Source organism: Mycobacterium sp. UM_WGJ (assembly GCF_000455125.1).
In the GTDB taxonomy this organism is placed as follows: Bacteria; Actinomycetota; Actinomycetes; order Mycobacteriales; family Mycobacteriaceae; genus Mycobacterium.
This window is the reverse complement of the sequence record NZ_AUWR01000032.1, coordinates 22,203-39,651: the sequence shown is the minus strand read 5'-3', so window position 1 is coordinate 39,651 and position 17,449 is coordinate 22,203. Positions and strand designations below refer to the sequence as shown.

General features: G+C 66.6%; 16 protein-coding genes. 9 read left to right on the top strand and 7 right to left on the bottom strand.

The window, feature by feature from the left end; genetic code table 11:
* Positions 1-3 precede the first annotated feature (3 nt).
* Positions 4-198: a ferredoxin gene (locus N416_RS0111350; protein ID WP_024442226.1), complete on the bottom strand. Its 195-nt coding sequence runs from the start codon at positions 196-198 to the stop codon at positions 4-6.
* A gap of 193 nt (positions 199-391) precedes the next feature.
* Between N416_RS0111350 and N416_RS0111345 the strand changes: the two genes are divergently transcribed.
* On the top strand, positions 392-1,570 hold the full coding sequence (locus N416_RS0111345; RefSeq protein WP_024442225.1) for an acyl-CoA dehydrogenase family protein: 1,179 nt from the start codon (positions 392-394) through the stop codon (positions 1,568-1,570).
* Between the two features lie 34 nt (positions 1,571-1,604).
* On the top strand, positions 1,605-2,702 hold the full coding sequence (locus N416_RS0111340; RefSeq protein ID WP_024442224.1) for an acyl-CoA dehydrogenase family protein: 1,098 nt from the start codon (positions 1,605-1,607) through the stop codon (positions 2,700-2,702).
* Positions 2,703-2,720: 18 nt separating this feature from the next.
* Here the strand turns inward: N416_RS0111340 and N416_RS0111335 are convergent, their stop codons facing one another.
* Entirely contained in the window at positions 2,721-3,239 is a 519-nt protein-coding gene (locus tag N416_RS0111335) for a nuclear transport factor 2 family protein (protein WP_369797599.1), read from the bottom strand.
* 29 nt (positions 3,240-3,268) lie between these two features.
* Here N416_RS0111335 and fadD17 point away from each other — a divergent pair, with 29 nt between their 5' ends.
* Positions 3,269-4,786 (top strand): long-chain-fatty-acid--CoA ligase FadD17, encoded by a 1,518-nt coding sequence (fadD17, locus tag N416_RS0111330; protein ID WP_024442222.1) that lies wholly within the window; start codon positions 3,269-3,271, stop codon positions 4,784-4,786.
* A 29-nt stretch (positions 4,787-4,815) separates the two neighbouring features.
* Here the strand turns inward: fadD17 and N416_RS0111325 are convergent, their stop codons facing one another.
* Positions 4,816-5,292 carry an RICIN domain-containing protein gene (locus tag N416_RS0111325; RefSeq protein ID WP_024442221.1) on the bottom strand — a complete coding sequence of 159 codons (477 nt, stop codon included), beginning with the start codon at positions 5,290-5,292 and terminating at the stop codon, positions 4,816-4,818.
* 323 nt (positions 5,293-5,615) lie between these two features.
* Between N416_RS0111325 and N416_RS22130 the strand changes: the two genes are divergently transcribed.
* The 3 genes from N416_RS22130 (at position 5,616) to N416_RS23225 (ending at position 8,326) form a co-directional block, all read left to right on the top strand.
* Positions 5,616-6,317: a lasso peptide biosynthesis B2 protein gene (locus tag N416_RS22130; RefSeq protein ID WP_192830878.1), complete on the top strand. Its 702-nt coding sequence runs from the start codon at positions 5,616-5,618 to the stop codon at positions 6,315-6,317.
* The gene (locus N416_RS0111315) at positions 6,314-8,068 is read left to right on the top strand and encodes an asparagine synthetase B family protein (RefSeq protein WP_024442219.1); all 1,755 of its coding nucleotides are present in this window, start codon (positions 6,314-6,316) and stop codon (positions 8,066-8,068) included. Before N416_RS22130 ends, N416_RS0111315 begins: the two co-directional genes overlap by 4 nt.
* 87 nt (positions 8,069-8,155) lie before the next feature.
* Positions 8,156-8,326 (top strand): lasso RiPP family leader peptide-containing protein, encoded by a 171-nt coding sequence (locus N416_RS23225; RefSeq protein ID WP_109370734.1) that lies wholly within the window; start codon positions 8,156-8,158, stop codon positions 8,324-8,326.
* Positions 8,327-8,393: 67 nt separating this feature from the next.
* Here the strand turns inward: N416_RS23225 and N416_RS0111305 are convergent, their stop codons facing one another.
* Positions 8,394-10,259, bottom strand: a complete 1,866-nt coding sequence (locus tag N416_RS0111305; RefSeq protein ID WP_024442218.1) for an ABC transporter ATP-binding protein — start codon at positions 10,257-10,259, stop codon at positions 8,394-8,396.
* Positions 10,260-10,461: 202 nt separating this feature from the next.
* Between N416_RS0111305 and N416_RS0111300 the strand changes: the two genes are divergently transcribed.
* Complete coding sequence (locus N416_RS0111300; protein ID WP_231384169.1) at positions 10,462-11,229, top strand: RsiV family protein; 768 nt, start codon at positions 10,462-10,464, stop codon at positions 11,227-11,229.
* 9 nt (positions 11,230-11,238) lie between these two features.
* On the opposite strand, the gene N416_RS0111295 is transcribed toward N416_RS0111300, so the two are convergent.
* Positions 11,239-11,661, bottom strand: a complete 423-nt coding sequence (locus tag N416_RS0111295; RefSeq protein ID WP_024442216.1) for a DUF6636 domain-containing protein — start codon at positions 11,659-11,661, stop codon at positions 11,239-11,241.
* Positions 11,662-11,859: 198 nt separating this feature from the next.
* Between N416_RS0111295 and N416_RS0111290 the strand changes: the two genes are divergently transcribed.
* Both N416_RS0111290 and N416_RS0111285 read left to right on the top strand, forming a co-directional pair.
* Positions 11,860-12,654 carry a hypothetical protein gene (locus N416_RS0111290; protein ID WP_231384168.1) on the top strand — a complete coding sequence of 265 codons (795 nt, stop codon included), beginning with the start codon at positions 11,860-11,862 and terminating at the stop codon, positions 12,652-12,654.
* A 43-nt stretch (positions 12,655-12,697) separates the two neighbouring features.
* On the top strand, positions 12,698-14,251 hold the full coding sequence (locus N416_RS0111285) for a succinic semialdehyde dehydrogenase (RefSeq protein WP_024442214.1): 1,554 nt from the start codon (positions 12,698-12,700) through the stop codon (positions 14,249-14,251).
* Positions 14,252-14,254: 3 nt separating this feature from the next.
* On the opposite strand, the gene N416_RS0111280 is transcribed toward N416_RS0111285, so the two are convergent.
* Together N416_RS0111280 and N416_RS0111275 are read right to left on the bottom strand one after the other, a co-directional pair.
* Positions 14,255-15,670, bottom strand: coding sequence for a wax ester/triacylglycerol synthase family O-acyltransferase (locus N416_RS0111280; RefSeq protein ID WP_024442213.1), 1,416 nt, complete (start codon positions 15,668-15,670; stop codon positions 14,255-14,257).
* 64 nt (positions 15,671-15,734) lie between these two features.
* The gene (locus N416_RS0111275) at positions 15,735-17,387 is read right to left on the bottom strand and encodes an acyl-CoA synthetase (protein ID WP_024442212.1); all 1,653 of its coding nucleotides are present in this window, start codon (positions 17,385-17,387) and stop codon (positions 15,735-15,737) included.
* Positions 17,388-17,449: the final 62 nt, after the last annotated feature.

Below are 17,449 nucleotides of genomic sequence, written 5' to 3'. Positions count from 1 at the left end.
AGGCTAGTCGTCGACGCGGCGCAGCGCGGCCCGCGGGCACTCGGCGATGGCCTGCTCGGCGTGGGCTTCCCGGTCTGCCGGGACGGGGGCGAGTTTGACCTCTGCCTGCTCGTCATCGTTCAGATCGAACAGGTCGGGGTCGATTCCGACGCAAATCGCGTTGCCCTCGCAACGATCCAGATCTACCTCAACTCGCATGACATTCTCCTGTACAAGCCCTGCGCCGACCGAGCGTTTCCGGCCGTCGTCGTCCACTAGTGTCACCATACGATCCGACAGCTCTCCCACACGAGCCGCTAGGGCCGTTGGACCCCGGGACTAGAACGTGTTACAACGGGCTGTCGAACCAGAATCTTATCGTGACACCGATCACCAGCGAAGGACTCCCCCGATGCAGATCAGCTACACGCCGGCACAAGAAGAGCTGCGCAGCGAACTGAGGTCCTACTTCACCACGCTGATGACACCGGAGCGTCGCGAGGCCCTCAGCTCGACCCAGGGCGAGTACGGCACCGGCAACGTCTACCGCGAGACCGTGGCCCAGATGGGGCACGACGGCTGGCTGACGCTGAGCTGGCCCAAGGAGTACGGCGGCCAGGCACGCTCGCCGATGGAACAGCTGATCTTCACCGACGAGGCCGCGATCGCCGGCGCCCCGGTGCCGTTCCTGACCATCAACAGCGTCGCCCCGACGATCATGGCGTTCGGCACCGAAGAGCAGAAGAAATTCTTCCTGCCCAAGATCGCCGCCGGCGAGCTGCACTTCGCGATCGGCTACTCCGAGCCGGGCGCCGGTACCGACCTGGCCTCGCTGCGCACCACCGCGGTGCGTGACGGCGACGAGTACGTGATCAACGGCCAGAAGATGTGGACCTCGCTGATCGCCTACGCCGACTACGTCTGGCTGGCGGCCCGGACGAACCCGGAAGCCAAAAAGCACCGTGGTATCTCGATGCTGATCGTGCCCACCAGCGCCGAGGGCTTCTCCTGGACCCCGGTGCACACCATGGCCGGCCCGGACACCAGCGCTACCTACTACCAGGACGTGCGAGTGCCGGTGACCAGCCTGGTCGGCGAAGAGCACGCGGGCTGGAAGCTGGTGACCAACCAGCTCAACCACGAGCGCGTTGCCCTGGTCTCGGCGCAGCCGATCCTGCTGGCTCTCGAAGAGGTCCGTGAGTGGGCACAGAACACCAAGGACGCCCACGGCAATCGGGTCATCGACTCGCAGTGGGTGCAGCTCAACCTGGCCCGGGTGCTGGCCAAGGCCGAAGTGCTCAAGCTGATCAACTGGGAGCTGGCTTCCACAGACAAGGCCGCGCCGTCCCCGGCGGACGCCTCGGCGGCGAAGGTGTTCGGCACCGAGCTGGCCACCGAGGCCTACCGCCTGCTCATGGAGGTGCTCGGCACCGCCGCCACCGTCCGCCAGGACTCCCCCGGCGCCCTGCTGCGCGGTCGGGTGGAACGGATGCACCGTGCCTGCCTGATCCTGACCTTCGGCGGCGGCACCAACGAGGTGCAGCGCGACATCATCGGCATGGTCGCTTTGGGCCTGCCCCGTAACCGCTGACCTATATACCCAAGGACTTTGGAGGCAAGTACTCATGGACTTCACCACTACCGAAGCATCTGACGACCTCTCGGGCCTGGTCGGCACCATCGTGGACGCGGTGTGCACGCCGGAGCGCCAGCGTGAGCTCGACGCATTGGAGCAGCGCTTCGACGCCGAGCTGTGGCGCAAGCTGGTCGACGCCGACGTCGTCTCCAGCGCCGCCAGCGAGTCGCTGGGTGGCGGCGGGTTCGGCGTGCTGGAGCAGACCGCGATCCTGACCGCACTCGGCCGCCAGCTGGCCGCGGTGCCGTACCTGGAGTCGGTGGTGCTGGCCGCCGAGACACTGGCCAAGTTCGGCTCCGCGGAGCTGCAGCAGGCCTGGGGCGCCCCGGCCGTGGCCGGGCAGAAGATCCTCACCATCGCCCTCGACGGTGAGATGGGTGAGGGCCCGGTCCGCGCGGCCGCCGCCGGTGACGGCTACCGCCTGACCGGAACCCGCACTCAGGTCGGTTTCGCCTCGGTTGCCGATGCCTTTCTGGTGGCGGCCGAAACCGATTCGGGCACAGCGGTGTTCCTGGTCGCCGCGTCCGATCTCGGCGTGACGGTGACTTCGCTGGCCACCACCGGACGGGGCAGCGTGGGCCACCTGGAGCTCTCCGGGGTCGAGGTGGCGGCCGGCCGCCTGGTCGGAGGCGCCGACGTGCTCGACCACCTGGTCGCCGTGGCGGCCCTGGGTCACAGCGCCTACCAGCTGGGAGTGCTCGAGCGTGGCCTGGCCATGACTGCCGAATACGCCCGCGAGCGTGAGCAGTTCGACAAGCCGATCGGCAGCTTCCAGGCGGTGTCGCAGCGGCTGGCCGACGGCTACATCGACGTCAAGGGCCTGCGCCTGACGCTGACCCAGGCGGCGTGGCGGGTCAGCGAGGGTCTGCCGGCGACCACCCAGGTGGCCACCGCCGCATTCTGGGCGGCCGAGGCCGGCCACCGGGTGGCGCACAGCATCGTCCACATTCACGGCGGGGTCGGCATCGATATCGACCACCCGATCCACCGCTACTTCCTGGCCGCCAAGCAGACCGAGTTCGCGCTCGGCGGCGCCACGGGACAGCTGCTGGCGATCGGCCGCGAACTGGCCGAAACGCCGGCGTAGTCGGCTGAGCCGGACGGCTCAACGGTTCAGCGCATCCCCGAACGTCACCTTGAACCCCGGCAGGTCAGTCAGGGCCACGGTGGCGTCATAGGTCCGGTCGTATCCGGTGTGGCTCAGCTTCCAGCCGCCGTCGGTACGGCGGTAGGTGTCGTGATAGAAACCTGCCCCTATCAGCATGAGGTTGACGTCGGGCACGATCACTCGATCCTGCAGGTACCAGATGCCGGTGGCGGTGTCCGGGCCGGTGAGGGTGATCTCGGGGTGGTTGACCCGGTGCTCAGTGATGACGTTGCCGGGAAGCGAGTTCCGCATGAACTCCACCAGCGAGTCACGGTCGGCGAAGGTGTGCTTGCTGCCCATCGACTGGCCGTAGGCGGCGGTGACGTCCTCGGCCAGCGTGGCCGCGAAGTCATCCCAGTGCTTGGTGTCCAATGCCCGCAGGTAGCGGTACTTGACCTGCTTGATCTCTTCGATGTCGGCGATCTTCTTCAGGGCTGCTATGGCGTCTATGGCGTTCAAGGCCTGCGAATCAGTCACCGCTCTATTGCAACACTAATCTGATCACCATGTCAGCACCCGCCGATATCGACCAACAGTCCACCGTCACAGCCCTGCTGGCGCAGGTGGCCGAGGTGGACGACCGCGGTGTCTTCTACGAGGACACCTTCGTCAGCTGGCGAGACCACATCGCCGCGGGTGCCCGGCTCGGCGCCGCACTGCGGGCCCGCCTCGATCCGGAGAAGCCCCCGCATGTCGGTGTGCTGCTGGGCAATACGCCGTTCTTCTCCACGATGCTGGTGGCGGCGGCGCTGACCGGGATCGTGCCGGTCGGCTTGAACCCCACCCGCCGGGGCGCGGCCCTGGAGCGCGACGTGGCGCACGCGGATTGCCAACTGGTGCTGGCCGACAACACTGCCGACGTCTCGGTTCCGGGCATGATCGATGTCGAATCACCCTCGTGGCAATCGGAATTGGCCGGTGTTGCCGACACCCCGGTGAGCTTCCGGGAGGCCGACCCCGACGAGCTGTTCATGCTGATCTTCACCTCGGGCACCAGCGGTGACCCGAAGGCGGTGCGCTGCACCCAGTGGAAGGCGGCATTCCCCGGGGTGATGCTCTCGCAACGATTCGGCCTGGGGGCCGCCGATGTCTGCTATCTGTCGATGCCGCTGTTTCACTCCAACGCGGTGATGGCGGGCTGGTCGGTGGCGGTGGCCGCCGGTGCGTCAATCGCGTTGCGCCGCAAATTTTCCGCCTCTGGATTCATTCCCGATGTGCGCCGATTCGGGGCGACCTACGCCAACTACGTGGGCAAACCGCTGTCGTATGTGCTGGCCACGCCGGCGCAGCCCGACGATGCCGACAACCCGTTACGGCTGCTCTACGGCAACGAGGGCGCGCCACGAGACCTGGAGCGCTTCGCGACCCGTTTCGGGTGCACCGTGATCGACGCCTTCGGCTCGACCGAGGGCGGGGTCGCGATCGGGCGCACCCCGGACACTCCGCCCGGGGCGCTGGGGCCGCTGACCGACGGCAACACCATCATCGATGTCGAGACGGGTGAAGAGTGCCCGCCGGGCGTGGTCGGCGAGCTGGTGAACGCCAGTGGCCGCGGCCAGTTTCGGGGTTACTACCGCGATCCCGAGGCCGAGGCGCAGCGGATGGCCGGGGGGATGTATCACTCCGGCGACCTGGCCTACCGCGACGAGGCCGGCTACGCCTACTTCGCCGGCCGGCTCGGCGACTGGATGCGGGTGGACGGGGAGAACCTCGGTACCGCACCGATCGAGCGGATCCTGCTGCGCCACAACGCCGTCGCTCAGGTCGCGGTCTACCCCGTCCCGGACCCCGCGGTGGGGGATCAGGTGATGGCCGCACTAGTGCTGGCCCGGGGAACGTCGTTCGACGCCGACGACTTCCGCGCGTTCCTGGCTGAGCAGCCCGATCTGGGACCCAAGCAGTGGCCGTCTTATGTGCGGGTGGCCGAGGAGTTGCCGCGCACCGAGACGTTCAAAGTGCTCAAGCGGGTGCTGTCCGCCGAGGGCACCGAGTGCACCGATCCGGTGTATCGGATCTCCCGATAGCCGCTCGTCCTAGGCTCCTGCCGGCCCAATCAGGAGATGACGTCCCAGCCTTGGCTCGGGTCGTCGCCGCAGTAGCGGGTGGAGACCCACGTCCCCGGCCCCGGTCCGCCGAGGACAGTGAGGCAGTACCAGCCCGGGTCATTTTTGACGTGGCCATTGGGATCGAAATTCCAGTTCTGGTTCCACAGTCCGACACAGGGTCCGAGGTGCGCGAAGACACCGTCACCCGCCGGATTGATCAGGCATCCCCGGGGGAAGGCCACGTTCTGCAGCTGCCTGCCATTGAGAAACCAGCGCTGGGTGTCCGAACCATCGCAGGGGTTGACCACCACCGCGGCGAAATAGTTCGCGCTGGGGGCATCCAGACAGAAATCGCCCAGCCGACTGGCCAACCCGACCGGCCCGTCGGCGGCTGCCACGCCGGCGGTTGGCACCGTGGCGGCCAGCACCGTCCCAGCAACCACAAGGGCCCGGCCGGCAGCGCCCATCGACCTCATCGGATGCATGGTTCGCTCCCTCTTCGCAGCGTCGTCGGCCCCGTCGGCCGCGGCGGCACCAAGTGATGCAGCCACTCCTATCACCATGACCGCAGTTCATGGGCCGCAAGCGGCAGATTCCCCTTCCGGTGCCGTCGCGTCGAGGTGTTGCTCGCCACGTGGCGAAGTCGCGCCCGCTCGGCCGATCAGCGTCAAGACGCCGCCGACAACGCCGTACTCCCGAGATCTGGATTCGGCATTCCCCCACCTTTTCGGAAATTTGGGCGTACAAATACACCATTGGGCGGCTACCGCCGCCTCTTTGGCCCATCATCCGACAGTCGCCCAACACAGTGCCGAATCCTGGACCCTCCGCACCGCCACAACTGGCCCCCGCTCCGACCCTGCGCTGCGCGCAGGTAGCCGACCGATTGGTACTGCTGGACCTCTCCACCGGTGTCTACGACGTGGTGGATGAGATCGGCACCGCCATGTGGGCCCAACTCACCCGGCCACCGAAACAGCGCGACTTCGCCGCCCTCGCCGACAACTATGGAGTGCCTGCGGCCACCGTGGCGGCCGACACCGCCGACTTCGCCGCATCACAGTTGGCCGCCGGCCGACTGGTCCGCGCGCCGCAGCCCGCCACGCCGCATGCCGGCGTCCGGGCACGGCGACGCAGGCCAACGATCATGCGCGCCTTGACCGAACGAGCCGCCGCGGACCGCGACCTGCGAAAGGGTTTCGCTTCCGCCTACCACAAGCGCACCCAACCCGTCGCCGACCCCACCGAGCCGCGGACTGACGTGCAGCTGGCAACAGCGCGCTTTTTCACCGCCGAGGGCCTCTATCCCGCCCGCCAGGCGCCGCTGGACTGTCTACCGCGCTCGCTCGCCCTGACCAGCTTTCTTCGCGCGGCCGGCTGGCCGGCCCAGCATGTGATCGGCGTGGCGCTGTACCCCTTCGAAGCCCATGCCTGGGTGGAGTTGGACGGCGTAGCGCTCAAGGAGAGTGCCTCCGTCCTGCACCGCTTCACCGTTATCCAGCGGGCATGACGCAACCAGCCCTGCAGGGATTCCTGGTGTCGCTGCCCACCACGGTGGGGGCACCGATACAGGGCTGGCCGCAGCACGAGCCGGTCGGCGAAACCGCGGTCTGGTTTCACGGCTACCTGGCGAACCCGGCGCGGTTGCGCGCCGAGTTGAATCTTGCCCCCTCGGCGTCCTTCGGCCGGATCGTGGAAGCCGGACTCCGGCGCTGGCAGGCCAACACCGCCGAGCGCATCATCGGCGAATACGCGGTTGTCATCGTGAACGGCCCCGATGCCGTGCTGGTCGGCGATCGCATGGGCCTGCGGCCCCTCTACTACGCCGTTAGGCCGAACGCAACCGTGGTGTCCACCGACTTGGCAGCACTGGTCCGCGAAACCGGGGCCTGGCGAGAGTTGGACGAAGAGTATCTGGCCGACATGTTCAGCACCGGAATGCATCTGGGCCCGCGCACCCCGTACCGCGGCATTCGACGGCTGCAGGTGGGCCAGTTCGCTACCTGTCACACCGGCCGCCCCCGGCTGCGCGGCGGATGGCGACCGTCGACCGATCCTGTCCACGAGACATTCGACGGCCATCAGGAACTGTTGCGCGACACCGTTAAACGTGCCGTCGCAGGAGCATTGTCGCCCGACGGCACCCAAGCGGTCGAGTTGTCGGGCGGCCTGGACACCTCGACGGTCTTAGCCGCGGCCACCGGTCTGGCGCCGGTGGCCGCGCTCAGCTTCACTCATCCCGGATTCCCCGGCAGCGACGAGTCGTCGTGGATGAGGGCGGCGCTGGAAACGAGTCCGGCACCGTGGCATCCCATCGACGCCACCGAACACGGCACCTTCACCGCCGGGCCGGAATTGGGCATCTTCCTACCTGCACCCACGCGCCGGATCATCAACTGGGCCCCGAGCGCGGCCGAGGAGGCCGTCGCGCGGGAGTTGGGCGTGTCGACTCTGCTCACCGGCGAGGGCGGCGACGCGGTGTTCTTCGCGGGCCTGCTGCCCTGGTACCTGGCCGACTTACTGCGTAACGGACAGCCGGTACACCTGTGGCGCGAGGCGCTGCGGTGGAGTGCCGAGTCCGGGCTGGGCCGACCCGCCACGTTCTGGCTGCGTCGCGCGGCCCTCGAAGGACGGCGCCGGTGGCGACGCGGTCGGACCCTGACGCTGCAACCGTCTGCGCGCATTACCGAAGCGGCACCGTGGCTGCGCCGAGAGTACGTCGAGGGTCACGGGCTGCAACGCCGCGCCGAGTTCACCACGCCGATCCGAGCGCAGACGGTCCACGGTCAGGCCGTCGTGGAGAACGTGCTACGCGGCCTGGAGTTCGCCCGAAGCCGCCACCAGTTCCCTTCGGCCACATTCGAATTGCGGCATCCGCTGCTGGCGCCACCCTTGGTCGACTTGGCACTGGCCACCCCGTGGAACATCGCGGTGGATCCCCGTATCGATCGAGCGGTGCAGCGGTACGCCTTCGCGGGGCTGGTCAGCGAACAGGTACTTCGGCGGCGGTCGAAGCCGATCGCGGACGAGGCGATGCTGCACGGCTTCGAACGCCATCCCCAATGGCGGGAATTCCTGGCCGAACGGCCCCAGATCGTGGAGCGCGGCTATGCCGATGCCGACGCCTGGACCGCGGCGCTGCCCGCACCCGGGCGTGTGGGCGCCGTCACGCAGTTCTACACGGCAATCCAGATCGAGGTCTGGCTGCGCCACCTACACCACGTGGGCGCTCCTGCCCTGCTGACCGGCGCTGCGCCCTGATTCGCCGAAACGCCATGTCTCGCTCGCTGGCATCAAGTACACTTTCGGAGGCCAGCTGGCGTGTGACGACTCTTTGGAGGTTCCCGGATGCGCAACTACTCACCCCCGCAGGTCGTGCACGTAGGGGATGTCCGCGCCACCACTCAGGGCAGCGGGAATTACCTGTCGGACAGCAGCACGGGCTACGGCTACATGGGCTGGTACCAGCGGCATCTCGACACCCCCGACACCGCGGCACCGCTGCCACCGCGCGGCTGAGCGGTCGCTCCGGAAGCCTCGTCGCACCGATCAATCGGGCAGGGCTCCTCGCGAGCGGGTCGTCTTCTCAGCCCGGAGCGCTGCGATCGAGTAGTGCCGAGTCCGCGTTGTCGGCAGCGCAGAGCCGCGTGTACAGGCCGCCACGATTCATCAACTCCGCGTGAGTGCCCTGTTCGGCGGCTCTGCCGTGGTTCAACACGATGATCCGGTCGGCCACGGCCGCGATGAAGTCCATGTCGTGGCTGATCACCAGACAGGTGCGGGTATCCGCGTATTCCCGGATCACGGCGGTTACGCGGGATCGCTGATCGGCATCCAGGTTCTCCGTCGGCTCGTCGAGGAGCAGGACCTGCGGCCGGCGAAGCAGACACCGCGCGAAGGCGATCAGCCGCTTCTGCCCTCCCGACGGCACCTCGAGGTCCATGACGGTGTCATAGCCGTCGCGAACCTTGGCCGGATCGACGATCACCGCATGGATATGGGCCGATCGACAGGCATCTTCGACCTCACTGTCGCTGGCATCGCGCCTGCCCAACCGCACGTTCTGTCGAATCGTGTCCTTTAGATAGAACGGGAACTGCGCGAGTTTGGACACCTGTTCTCGCAGCGAGTGCAATGTCACCTGACGGATATCGTTGCCGTCCAGCAGAATCCGGCCGCTCTGCGGTTCAAGGAAACGCAGCAGTAGATTGAAGACGGTCGATTTTCCTGATCCGATCGGTCCGACCAGCGCCACCGTCTCTCCTGCCGCGATCGAGAAGGACAACCCATTCAGAACCTTCTGTTGCGGCGAATAGCTGAAGGAAACATCTTCGAATACGACGTCGCCCCTGATGCTGGGCAACGCGGCAGCATTAGGGAGTTCCCGCACCGTGGGCTCGGTGTCGAGCAGTTCGTAGGTCGATGCGACGTGGGGCAGGATCGACTGATAGGTCGTATACGCCAATACCATTCGCTGCACAGCTGCAAACATCGTCGGCACATACGCGATGAACACCACCAGGCCCGCGAAGCTCAGACCGAACCGGTCGCCCCACGCGATCCCGCTCACCAGCACCAGCACCGTGCTCAGCGCGATGAAGACCTGGACACCGTTGGTCGATGCCTGCATCCAGACCCGCATCGCGGCCATGTTCTTCGTCGCGGCCATCGCCGATTCGCCGAACGTCTCACTGCGGCGACGCTGGGCGTTGAACACCTGAATCTCCGAGATACCACTGGCCGTCTCGGCGAGTTCGCCACTCATCTCGCGATTTGCCATCATCGCTCGTTGCGTCACCACCTGGAGCCTGCTGCCCGCGTAACGAAGGGCCATGAGCGCGAGCGGGGCCAGAACCAGCGACACCACCGTCATCGGCCAGGACAACGCGAGAAGGTATCCGAGCGCGACCACCAAGACCACTGCGTCGACAAGCGGTGGGACAACGCAATCGGTCAACAGCCGCTGGACACACGGCGCCTCCAGTTGCACACGCTGAATCAGGACACCGCTGCGCGCACCGACGAAGAAGTCCAGGGACAGCGATTGAACGTGGTCGTGAACACGCTGCAGGATCGCAGCCAGCAGCTTGCGCTCGACATGCGCACCGATCCACGCGTTGACGAAGCCCAGCGCTTGCGCCAGCACCAATGCGCCCGACCAAATGCTCAGCAGCACCATGAAATTCAGCGGCTTCGTCAGCCATCCGACAAGACCGGAGGCCAAACCGCCGTCACGGCTGAGCAACGAACCCTGTTGCCCCCATACATCGGAGAGGTCCCCATTCATCCCGGCGGCGGCGACGGCTTGCATCAGCGGCCCCAAGGCCGCACTGGACACAAAAGGCAGCGCCGTGACGAACAACCCCAGCAGGACGCAAATCAACACCGCCCCGCGGACCGCGCGCAGCATGGTCAAACTGCGACGTATGTACATGGCCCGCTCCTCGATCACGGTTTGGCGTCCACGATGACAGAACCACACCCGGCGACGTGGAGATTCTGCGCGATATCCGTTCGCGCCCGCATGCAGCCGCGATCAGCAAAAACCGCGTACCACCTTCCGGCGCCGGTGCGATGATCTACGGGTGCCCCTTCACCAGCTCACCGGACACCGCATACCTCAGACCCGCAGGACACTCTTGGCCGCGACTTTCGTGGCCGCACTGTCGATGCCGACGGCTTCCTGCGGGAACACCGAGTCGTCTGTCTCCGTGGGACATCAGCTCGTTGTCACATCGACAACCCTGACTTCCGCAAGCCCATCGCCGGTGACCCACACGGATTCGCAGATCTCCAACGGGAAGAGTTACACCGTCACGGTCGCCCCAATCGAGGGAGCGACCGCCGACGGCCGGGGCCACTGGCGCGCGGAAGTCGGCCGGATATCGGGCGGCGATCCCCGGGTGGCCGAGTCGTTCAACAAAGCCGGCAACGCATCGGCGCGCTATCAGATCGATCAAGTGCGTGCGGACGCGGACACCAGTTCGCCTTGGCGGCTTGAGATTCAGTCGGCATTGACCTTTCGCCCCATCGCGATCGCCCAGGTTCTCACCGGCGTCTACTACGCCAAAGACGCGGCCCATCCGACCAACTATGTGAGCACTGTCGTCATCGACAGTCGGAATGCCAAACCGATCACTTTGAGCGACCTGTTCATCACCGAACAAGACGGCCTCAATCGACTCTCCGAGCAGACCAAACGGATCTGGCCGACCACCTACGGCGGCGGCGAGCCGATGTCCGACGAACCGGGCAACCGCCCGATCGCGGAAAACTTCGCGAACTGGATTCCTACCGCCGAGGGCATCCAGATCCACTTTGCCGACTATCAGTTCGGACACGGCTCGCCGGTCATCACCGTGCCATGGTCATCGCTGACCGACGTGCTGGCACCCGACATGAAGGCACTGGCGCAGCGCTGAAAATGCCTGTCAGAACAGTTCGTAAGACTCGCGGGAAATCACGAACCCGTGGTCGTCCCGGTTCTCGCACCTGATCCCGGACTTCTCACTGGTGCACAGATGTGTCGTTGAACTGTCACGTTCGCCGTAGTTGAGGGTTCGCGCGTCCCCGCCGAACGTGGTGTCTCCGGCACAGACGAACTCGGCCTTACCGTGAGCCTCGATTTGGATGCCCTGCCCGTACCCGGTCTGACTGTAACAATCCGACGGCCGCGGCGGCGGCGACCAATCACGTTCTTGGATGTCGCACCGGACCCAGTCGGGGCCTACCAGGCACGCGATGTTTCCGCTCGGGGATACGAAGAAGTGCAGATCCGGCTGCGCCAGGACGGTCGGCGCCATGCCGATAGCCGAGAAGATCAGGGCCGCTGCTGCACCGAGCGCTGCTTTCATGATGAAAAGATAGCCGAAAACAGACGATTGTACGGTTTAACGAGAATTGTTACACCTCCGGTGCCCCACTCGCCCGTGCTGAGCCCGGCATTCAGCGGCTGCCACGGACCGCTCTGGTCGAACAATCCCGGGGATTGGCCGGTTCGACACGGCCAATGGTCATCCCCTTTCGTCGCCCACCGCGGGCAATATGAGTCAATGCCTGCCGCCCGCCGCATGCTCGTCGCAATCCTGGCCGCCGCCCTGGCCTTACCCCTGGCCCTGGCCTCGCCCGCCTCCGCGGAACCGCTCCAGGCCAGCTTCGCGCAGCTGGCCAACACCATCGGAGCCAACGTCGGCATCGCCTATGCCCCGGTCGGCCAGAACCAGGTGGCCACCCTCGGATCGCTGCAGAACGGCGTGGCCTGGTCGACCATCAAGGTCCCGCTGGCGATCGCGGCGCTGCACGCCAACCGCCCGAACGCCCAGGAGCTGGCGGCTAAGGCCGTGACAGCATCCGACAACGACGCCGCCGAGCAGTTGTGGGCATCGCTGGGGCCGGCGCCTCAGGCCGCCCAGCAGGTGCAGGCCGTCCTGCGGGCCGGCGGGGACACCGGCACCGCGGTCGAATCCCGGCGGCTGCGTCCCGAGTTCAGCGCCTTCGGTCAGACCCAGTGGCCGCTGGCCCGCCAAGCGGTGTTCGCCGCCCACCTGCCCTGCATGGCCGTCGCTGCGCCCGTCTACAGCTTGATGCGCAACACCGTGCCCGACCAGCGCTGGGGGCTGGCCGGGCTCAACGTCCCCAGCAAGGGCGGCTGGGGACCTGGCGCCGGTGGCGGGTACCTGGTGCGGCAGTTCGGCATCGTGCACGCACCGGCGGGCGATCTGGCCGTGGCCTTGGCCGCCGAACCCAAGGACGGCAGTTTCGGATCCGGGACTGCGGCACTCAACCAGCTCACCCAGTGGCTCAGCGCCCATGCCGCCGAGCTACCGGGTGGCCGCTGCGCGGGGTAGTTTGGCGGCTAACGCCGTGTTACCCGCGAGTAGGAGATCGCCCATGCCCGCCCCATCCGCCATAGACTTCGACCGACTGCGTCAACTGTCCGCGATCGACGACATCGAGGCGCGGCAGTCGAAGACCATCGACGAGGTCTTCACCGGTAAGCCGCTGACCACCATCCCGGTCGGCAACGCCGAGGACGTGACGGCGGCGTTCGCCAAGGCCCGCGAGGCGCAGCGAACCTGGGCGGCGCGCAGCGTCAAGGAGCGCAGCGCGATCATCGAGCGCTACCGCGATCTGGTGATCGCCAACCGGGACTTCCTGATGGACGTCTGCCAGGCCGAGACCGGCAAGGCGCGTTCGGCGGCCCAGGAAGAGATTCTCGACATCATGCTCAACGCGCGGTACTACGCGCGCCAGGCCACCAAGTTGCTGGCCTCCAAGCGAGTCCCCGGGCTGCTGCCCGGCATCGTCAAGACCGTGATCAACCACCACCCCAAGGGCGTGGTGGGTGTGATCGCGCCGTGGAACTACCCGATGACCCTGTCGATCTCCGACGCCATCCCCGCGCTGCTGGCGGGCAACGCGGTGGTGGTCAAGCCGGACAGTCAGACCCCCTACTGCACGCTGGCCAACGCCGAGCTGCTGTATCAGGCGGGCCTGCCGCGTGAGTTGTTCGCGGTGGTGCCGGGGCCGGGGTCGGTGGTCGGCACCGCGATCGTGCAGCAGTGCGACTACCTGATGTTCACCGGCTCCAGCGCCACCGGTCGCACCCTGGCCGAGCAGTGCGGTTCCCGGCTGATCGGCTTCTCCGCCGAGCTGGGCGGCAAGAACCCGATGATCGTCACCAAGGGCGCCAACCTGTCCGAGGTCGCCAAGGCTGCCACCCGGGCCTGCTTCTCCAACGCCGGACAGTTGTGCATTTCGATCGAGCGCATCTACGTCGAGCGCGACGTCGCCGAGGAGTTCGCGGCGAAGTTCGCCGAGCAGGTGCGCGCGATGAAGCTCTCGGCGGCCTACGACTTCACCGCGGATATGGGCAGTTTGATCTCCGAAGACCAGGTCAAGACCATCTCCAATCACGTCGACGACGCCAAGGCCAAGGGCGCCAAGGTGATTGCCGGTGGTAAGGCCCGCCCCGACATCGGGCCGCTGTTCTACGAGCCGACGGTGCTGGCCGACGTGACCGACGAGATGGAGTGCGCACGCAACGAGACGTTCGGGCCGGTGGTCTCCATCTATCCCGTCGACAACGTCGAGGAGGCGATCGCACGGGCCAACGACACCGAGTATGGGCTGAACGCCAGCGTGTGGGCCGCCACCAAGTCGCAGGGTGAGGCGATCGCCGCGCGGATCAAGTCCGGGACGGTCAACGTCGATGAGGGCTACGCGCTGGCCTTCGGCAGCACCGCGGCGCCGATGGGCGGCATGAAGGCGTCCGGGGTGGGCCGTCGGCATGGCGCGGACGGAATCCTCAAGTACACCGAGTCGCAGACAGTCTCCACGGCGCGGGTCCTGAATCTGGATCCGCCGCTGGGGATCTCGGCTCCGGTGTGGCAGAAGCTGCTGACCCCGATGATCCGGGTGGTGCAGGCGCTACCGGGCCGGTAGCGCTCAGCGCCGGCCGGTTCGGTTCTTGCCTCGATCGATGTCGCGCTCCAATTCGGCCAGTGCCGGTTCGATCGCGTCGGCCATCTTGTGGATGTCCTCGGCGATCTCCGGCGTGGTCACGAATCCGAAGTCGAGGTGGTCGCGGTAGGAGAAGCAGGTGATGTTCAGCGCCACGTCCATGACCGGCGGGCCGAGCGGCACCAGTGATTCCAATTCCGCACCAGCCATATAGATCGGGATCGGCGGCCCCGGAACATTGGAGACGACGAGGTTGATCGGCGCCAGACGGTGCGAGAGGCCGGTCGCGGTGTAGGCACGGGCGGCCAGTTGCAGCAGGCCGGGCGGGGTGGTGTCGGTGAGTCCCATGATCTGGTGGGCCGAGAGCGCTTTGGCCATCTGCTTGGCACTCTGGGTGCTGGCGTGAATCGTCTTGAGCCGCTGGGCTGCTCCCTCGATGTCGGTCGCCATCGACACGGTCATCGAGCTGACCTGGTTGCCCACCTCACCCTGCGTCTCCTCGGTGCGGGTCGACACCGGGATCTGTGCCACCAGCGGCTTGTCCGGCAGCTCGCCGCGCTCGCGCAGGTAGTCGCGGACCGCACCGGCGACCATGGCCAGCACGACGTCGTTGAGCTTGACCCCATAGGCATCCTTGACGGCCTTGATCCGGGCAAGCTCGACGCGCGCGGCGCTGATCCGCCGGTGCGGCGAAACGCTGTCGTTGAAGCGGGTCACCGGGGCGTCGAAGTAGCGCGGAGGTTTGCGGGGCAGTCCCAGTCCGACCGTGGCGATCTGCTGGCGCACCGTCTGCTGCAACAGGCGCCCGATCCGGTAGGGCGTCTTGACCGCGACGTTGACCAGCTCGTCTAGGACCCGGCGCTCGTAGCTGGGCATGCTGACCCCGTTCGACGACTCCATCGCCGCAGGCTCTGGCGGTCGCGGCTCAGGCGTCACGTCCAGCATGATCTCGAACAGCCCGGCGCCAGAGACACCGTCGACGATCGCATGATGCATCTTGGTCAGGGTCGCCACCCGGCCGCCGCTGACACCTTCGATCACCCACATCTCCCACAGCGGGCGTGACCGATCCAGCTTGTAGGACATCAGCCGGCCCACGAGTTCTTCCACCTCGCGCCGCCCGCCGGGGGCTGGAACGCCGATGCGCCGCAGGTGGAAGTCGATGTCGAGATGCTCGTCTTCGACGAACCACGGGCGGTCCAGCCCCAACGGCGACGGGCTGACCCGCCAGCGCAACTGCGGAAGTTGCGGCAGCCGCTCGATCAGCAGCTGGCGAACCCGCTCGAAGCTGTAGTTCGGCGCATTGGTGGTGTCACAGATCGCCAGCCCACCGATGTGCATGTGCCAACCCGCCGTTTCCGCGGACCAGAACGCGGCGTCGACGCCCGAAAGTCGCTGCATCGACAGAGACTAGCCCGGACACCGGTTCGCTGTGAGCGGCTCACCGCCAAAAAATCCGGCCAATCTAGCTCTCAGCCGCCACATGCTTGGCGTGCACCTCATCGGCGGGGCGGGCTTCGGTCTGCTCCTTGGCCCAGCGGTAGTCGGGTTTGCCGGCAGGCGAACGCTTCACCTCGTCGACGAACCACAGGCTGCGGGGCACCTTGTATCCGGCGATCTCGGTACGCGCGCAGGCGTTGATCTCGTCCAGCGAGGGCCGGGCATCCCCGCGCGGCTGCACCACCGCGGCCACATGCTGGCCGTACCGGGCGTCGGGCACCCCGACCACCAGTGCGTCGAAGACGTCGGGGTGGGTCTTGAGGGCGGCCTCAACCTCTTCGGGGTAGATCTTCTCGCCTCCGGAGTTGATCGACACCGAGCCGCGCCCCAGCATGGTCACCGAACCGTCGGCCTCGACCTGAGCGAAGTCGCCGGGGATCGCGTACCGCACGCCGTTGATGGTGCGGAAGGTCTCGGCGGTCTTCTTCTCGTCCTTGTAGTAGCCGACCGGGATGTGACCGCGCTTGGCGATGATGCCGCGCACACCCGAGCCCGGCTTGACCTCGTTGCCGTCCTCGTCGAGCACCACGGTGTTCTTGTCGATGGTGACCCGCGGCCCGCCGGTGTGCGCCTCACCCTTGGCGACGATGCTGGTGCCGCCAAAACCGGTCTCCGAGGAACCGATGGAGTCGGTGATGATCCGGTTGGGCAGCAGCTCCAGCAGCCGTTCTTTGATGCTGGGGCTGAACAGTGCCGCGGTGGACGCCAGCAGGAACAGCGACGTCAAGTCGTACTCGTTGCCGGCGTCCTGATGGGCCAATAGCGCGTCCAGCAGCGGGCGCGCCATCGCGTCACCGGTGAAGAACAGCAGGTTGACCTTGTGGTCGTGGATGGTGCGCCACACCGCGTCGGCATCGAATTCCGGTGCCAGCACCACGGTTTGGCCGCTGAACAACGACATCCAGGTCGCCGACTGAGTGGCCCCGTGGATCATCGGCGGGATCGGGTGGCGGACCATCGGCGGGTTGGCCACTGCCTGCTTGGCCAGTCCGTACTCGTCGGCGATCGGCTCGCCGGTGGCGAAGTCGGTGCCGCCGAACAGCACCCGGTAGATGTCCTCGTGGCGCCACATCACGCCCTTGGGGAACCCGGTGGTGCCACCGGTGTAGAGCAGGTAGATGTCGTCTTCGCTGCGCGGTCCGAAGTCACGCTCGGGCGAGCCCTGCTGTAGGGCCGCCTCGAACTCCACTCCGCCGTAGCGCTGGTAGTCCAGGTCGCTGCCGTCCTCGACCACCAGAATGGTCTTGATATTCGGGGTGTCGGGCAGCACGTTGGCCACCCGGTCGGCGTACTGGCGCTCGTGCACCAGGGCCACCATGTCGGAGTTGTCGAACAGGTAGCGCAGTTCGCCCTCGACGTAACGGAAGTTGACGTTGACCAGGATGGCGCCGGCCTTGACGATGCCGAGCATCGCGACGACGATCTCGTTGCGATTGCGGCAGTACAGGCCGACCTTGTCGTCCTTCTTGACGCCTTGGTCGATCAGGTAATGGGCCAGCCGGTTGGCCTTCTCCTCCAGCTGCCCGTAGGTCAGCTGATCAGGCCCACAGATCAGGGCAACCCGATCCGGTACGGCGTCGATGGCGTGTTCGGCTAAGTCGGCGATGTTGAGAGCCACAACACACAAACTAGAACGTGTTACATTTCGATTTCAAGTCGAGGTTCCAACCCGGAAAGGCG

Coding starts and splice junctions, on each gene's coding strand:
- N416_RS0111285 (WP_024442214.1), top strand. CDS start 12,698: ATGCCCGCCCCATCCGCCATAGACTTCGACCGACTGCGTCAACTGTCC.
- N416_RS0111295 (WP_024442216.1), bottom strand. CDS start 11,661: ATGAAAGCAGCGCTCGGTGCAGCAGCGGCCCTGATCTTCTCGGCTATC.
- N416_RS0111345 (WP_024442225.1), top strand. CDS start 392: ATGCAGATCAGCTACACGCCGGCACAAGAAGAGCTGCGCAGCGAACTG.
- N416_RS0111280 (WP_024442213.1), bottom strand. CDS start 15,670: ATGCAGCGACTTTCGGGCGTCGACGCCGCGTTCTGGTCCGCGGAAACG.
- N416_RS0111340 (WP_024442224.1), top strand. CDS start 1,605: ATGGACTTCACCACTACCGAAGCATCTGACGACCTCTCGGGCCTGGTC.
- N416_RS0111315 (WP_024442219.1), top strand. CDS start 6,314: ATGACGCAACCAGCCCTGCAGGGATTCCTGGTGTCGCTGCCCACCACG.
- N416_RS0111325 (WP_024442221.1), bottom strand. CDS start 5,292: ATGCATCCGATGAGGTCGATGGGCGCTGCCGGCCGGGCCCTTGTGGTT.
- N416_RS0111350 (WP_024442226.1), bottom strand. CDS start 198: ATGCGAGTTGAGGTAGATCTGGATCGTTGCGAGGGCAACGCGATTTGC.
- N416_RS0111290 (WP_231384168.1), top strand. CDS start 11,860: ATGCCTGCCGCCCGCCGCATGCTCGTCGCAATCCTGGCCGCCGCCCTG.
- fadD17 (WP_024442222.1), top strand. CDS start 3,269: ATGTCAGCACCCGCCGATATCGACCAACAGTCCACCGTCACAGCCCTG.
- N416_RS23225 (WP_109370734.1), top strand. CDS start 8,156: ATGCGCAACTACTCACCCCCGCAGGTCGTGCACGTAGGGGATGTCCGC.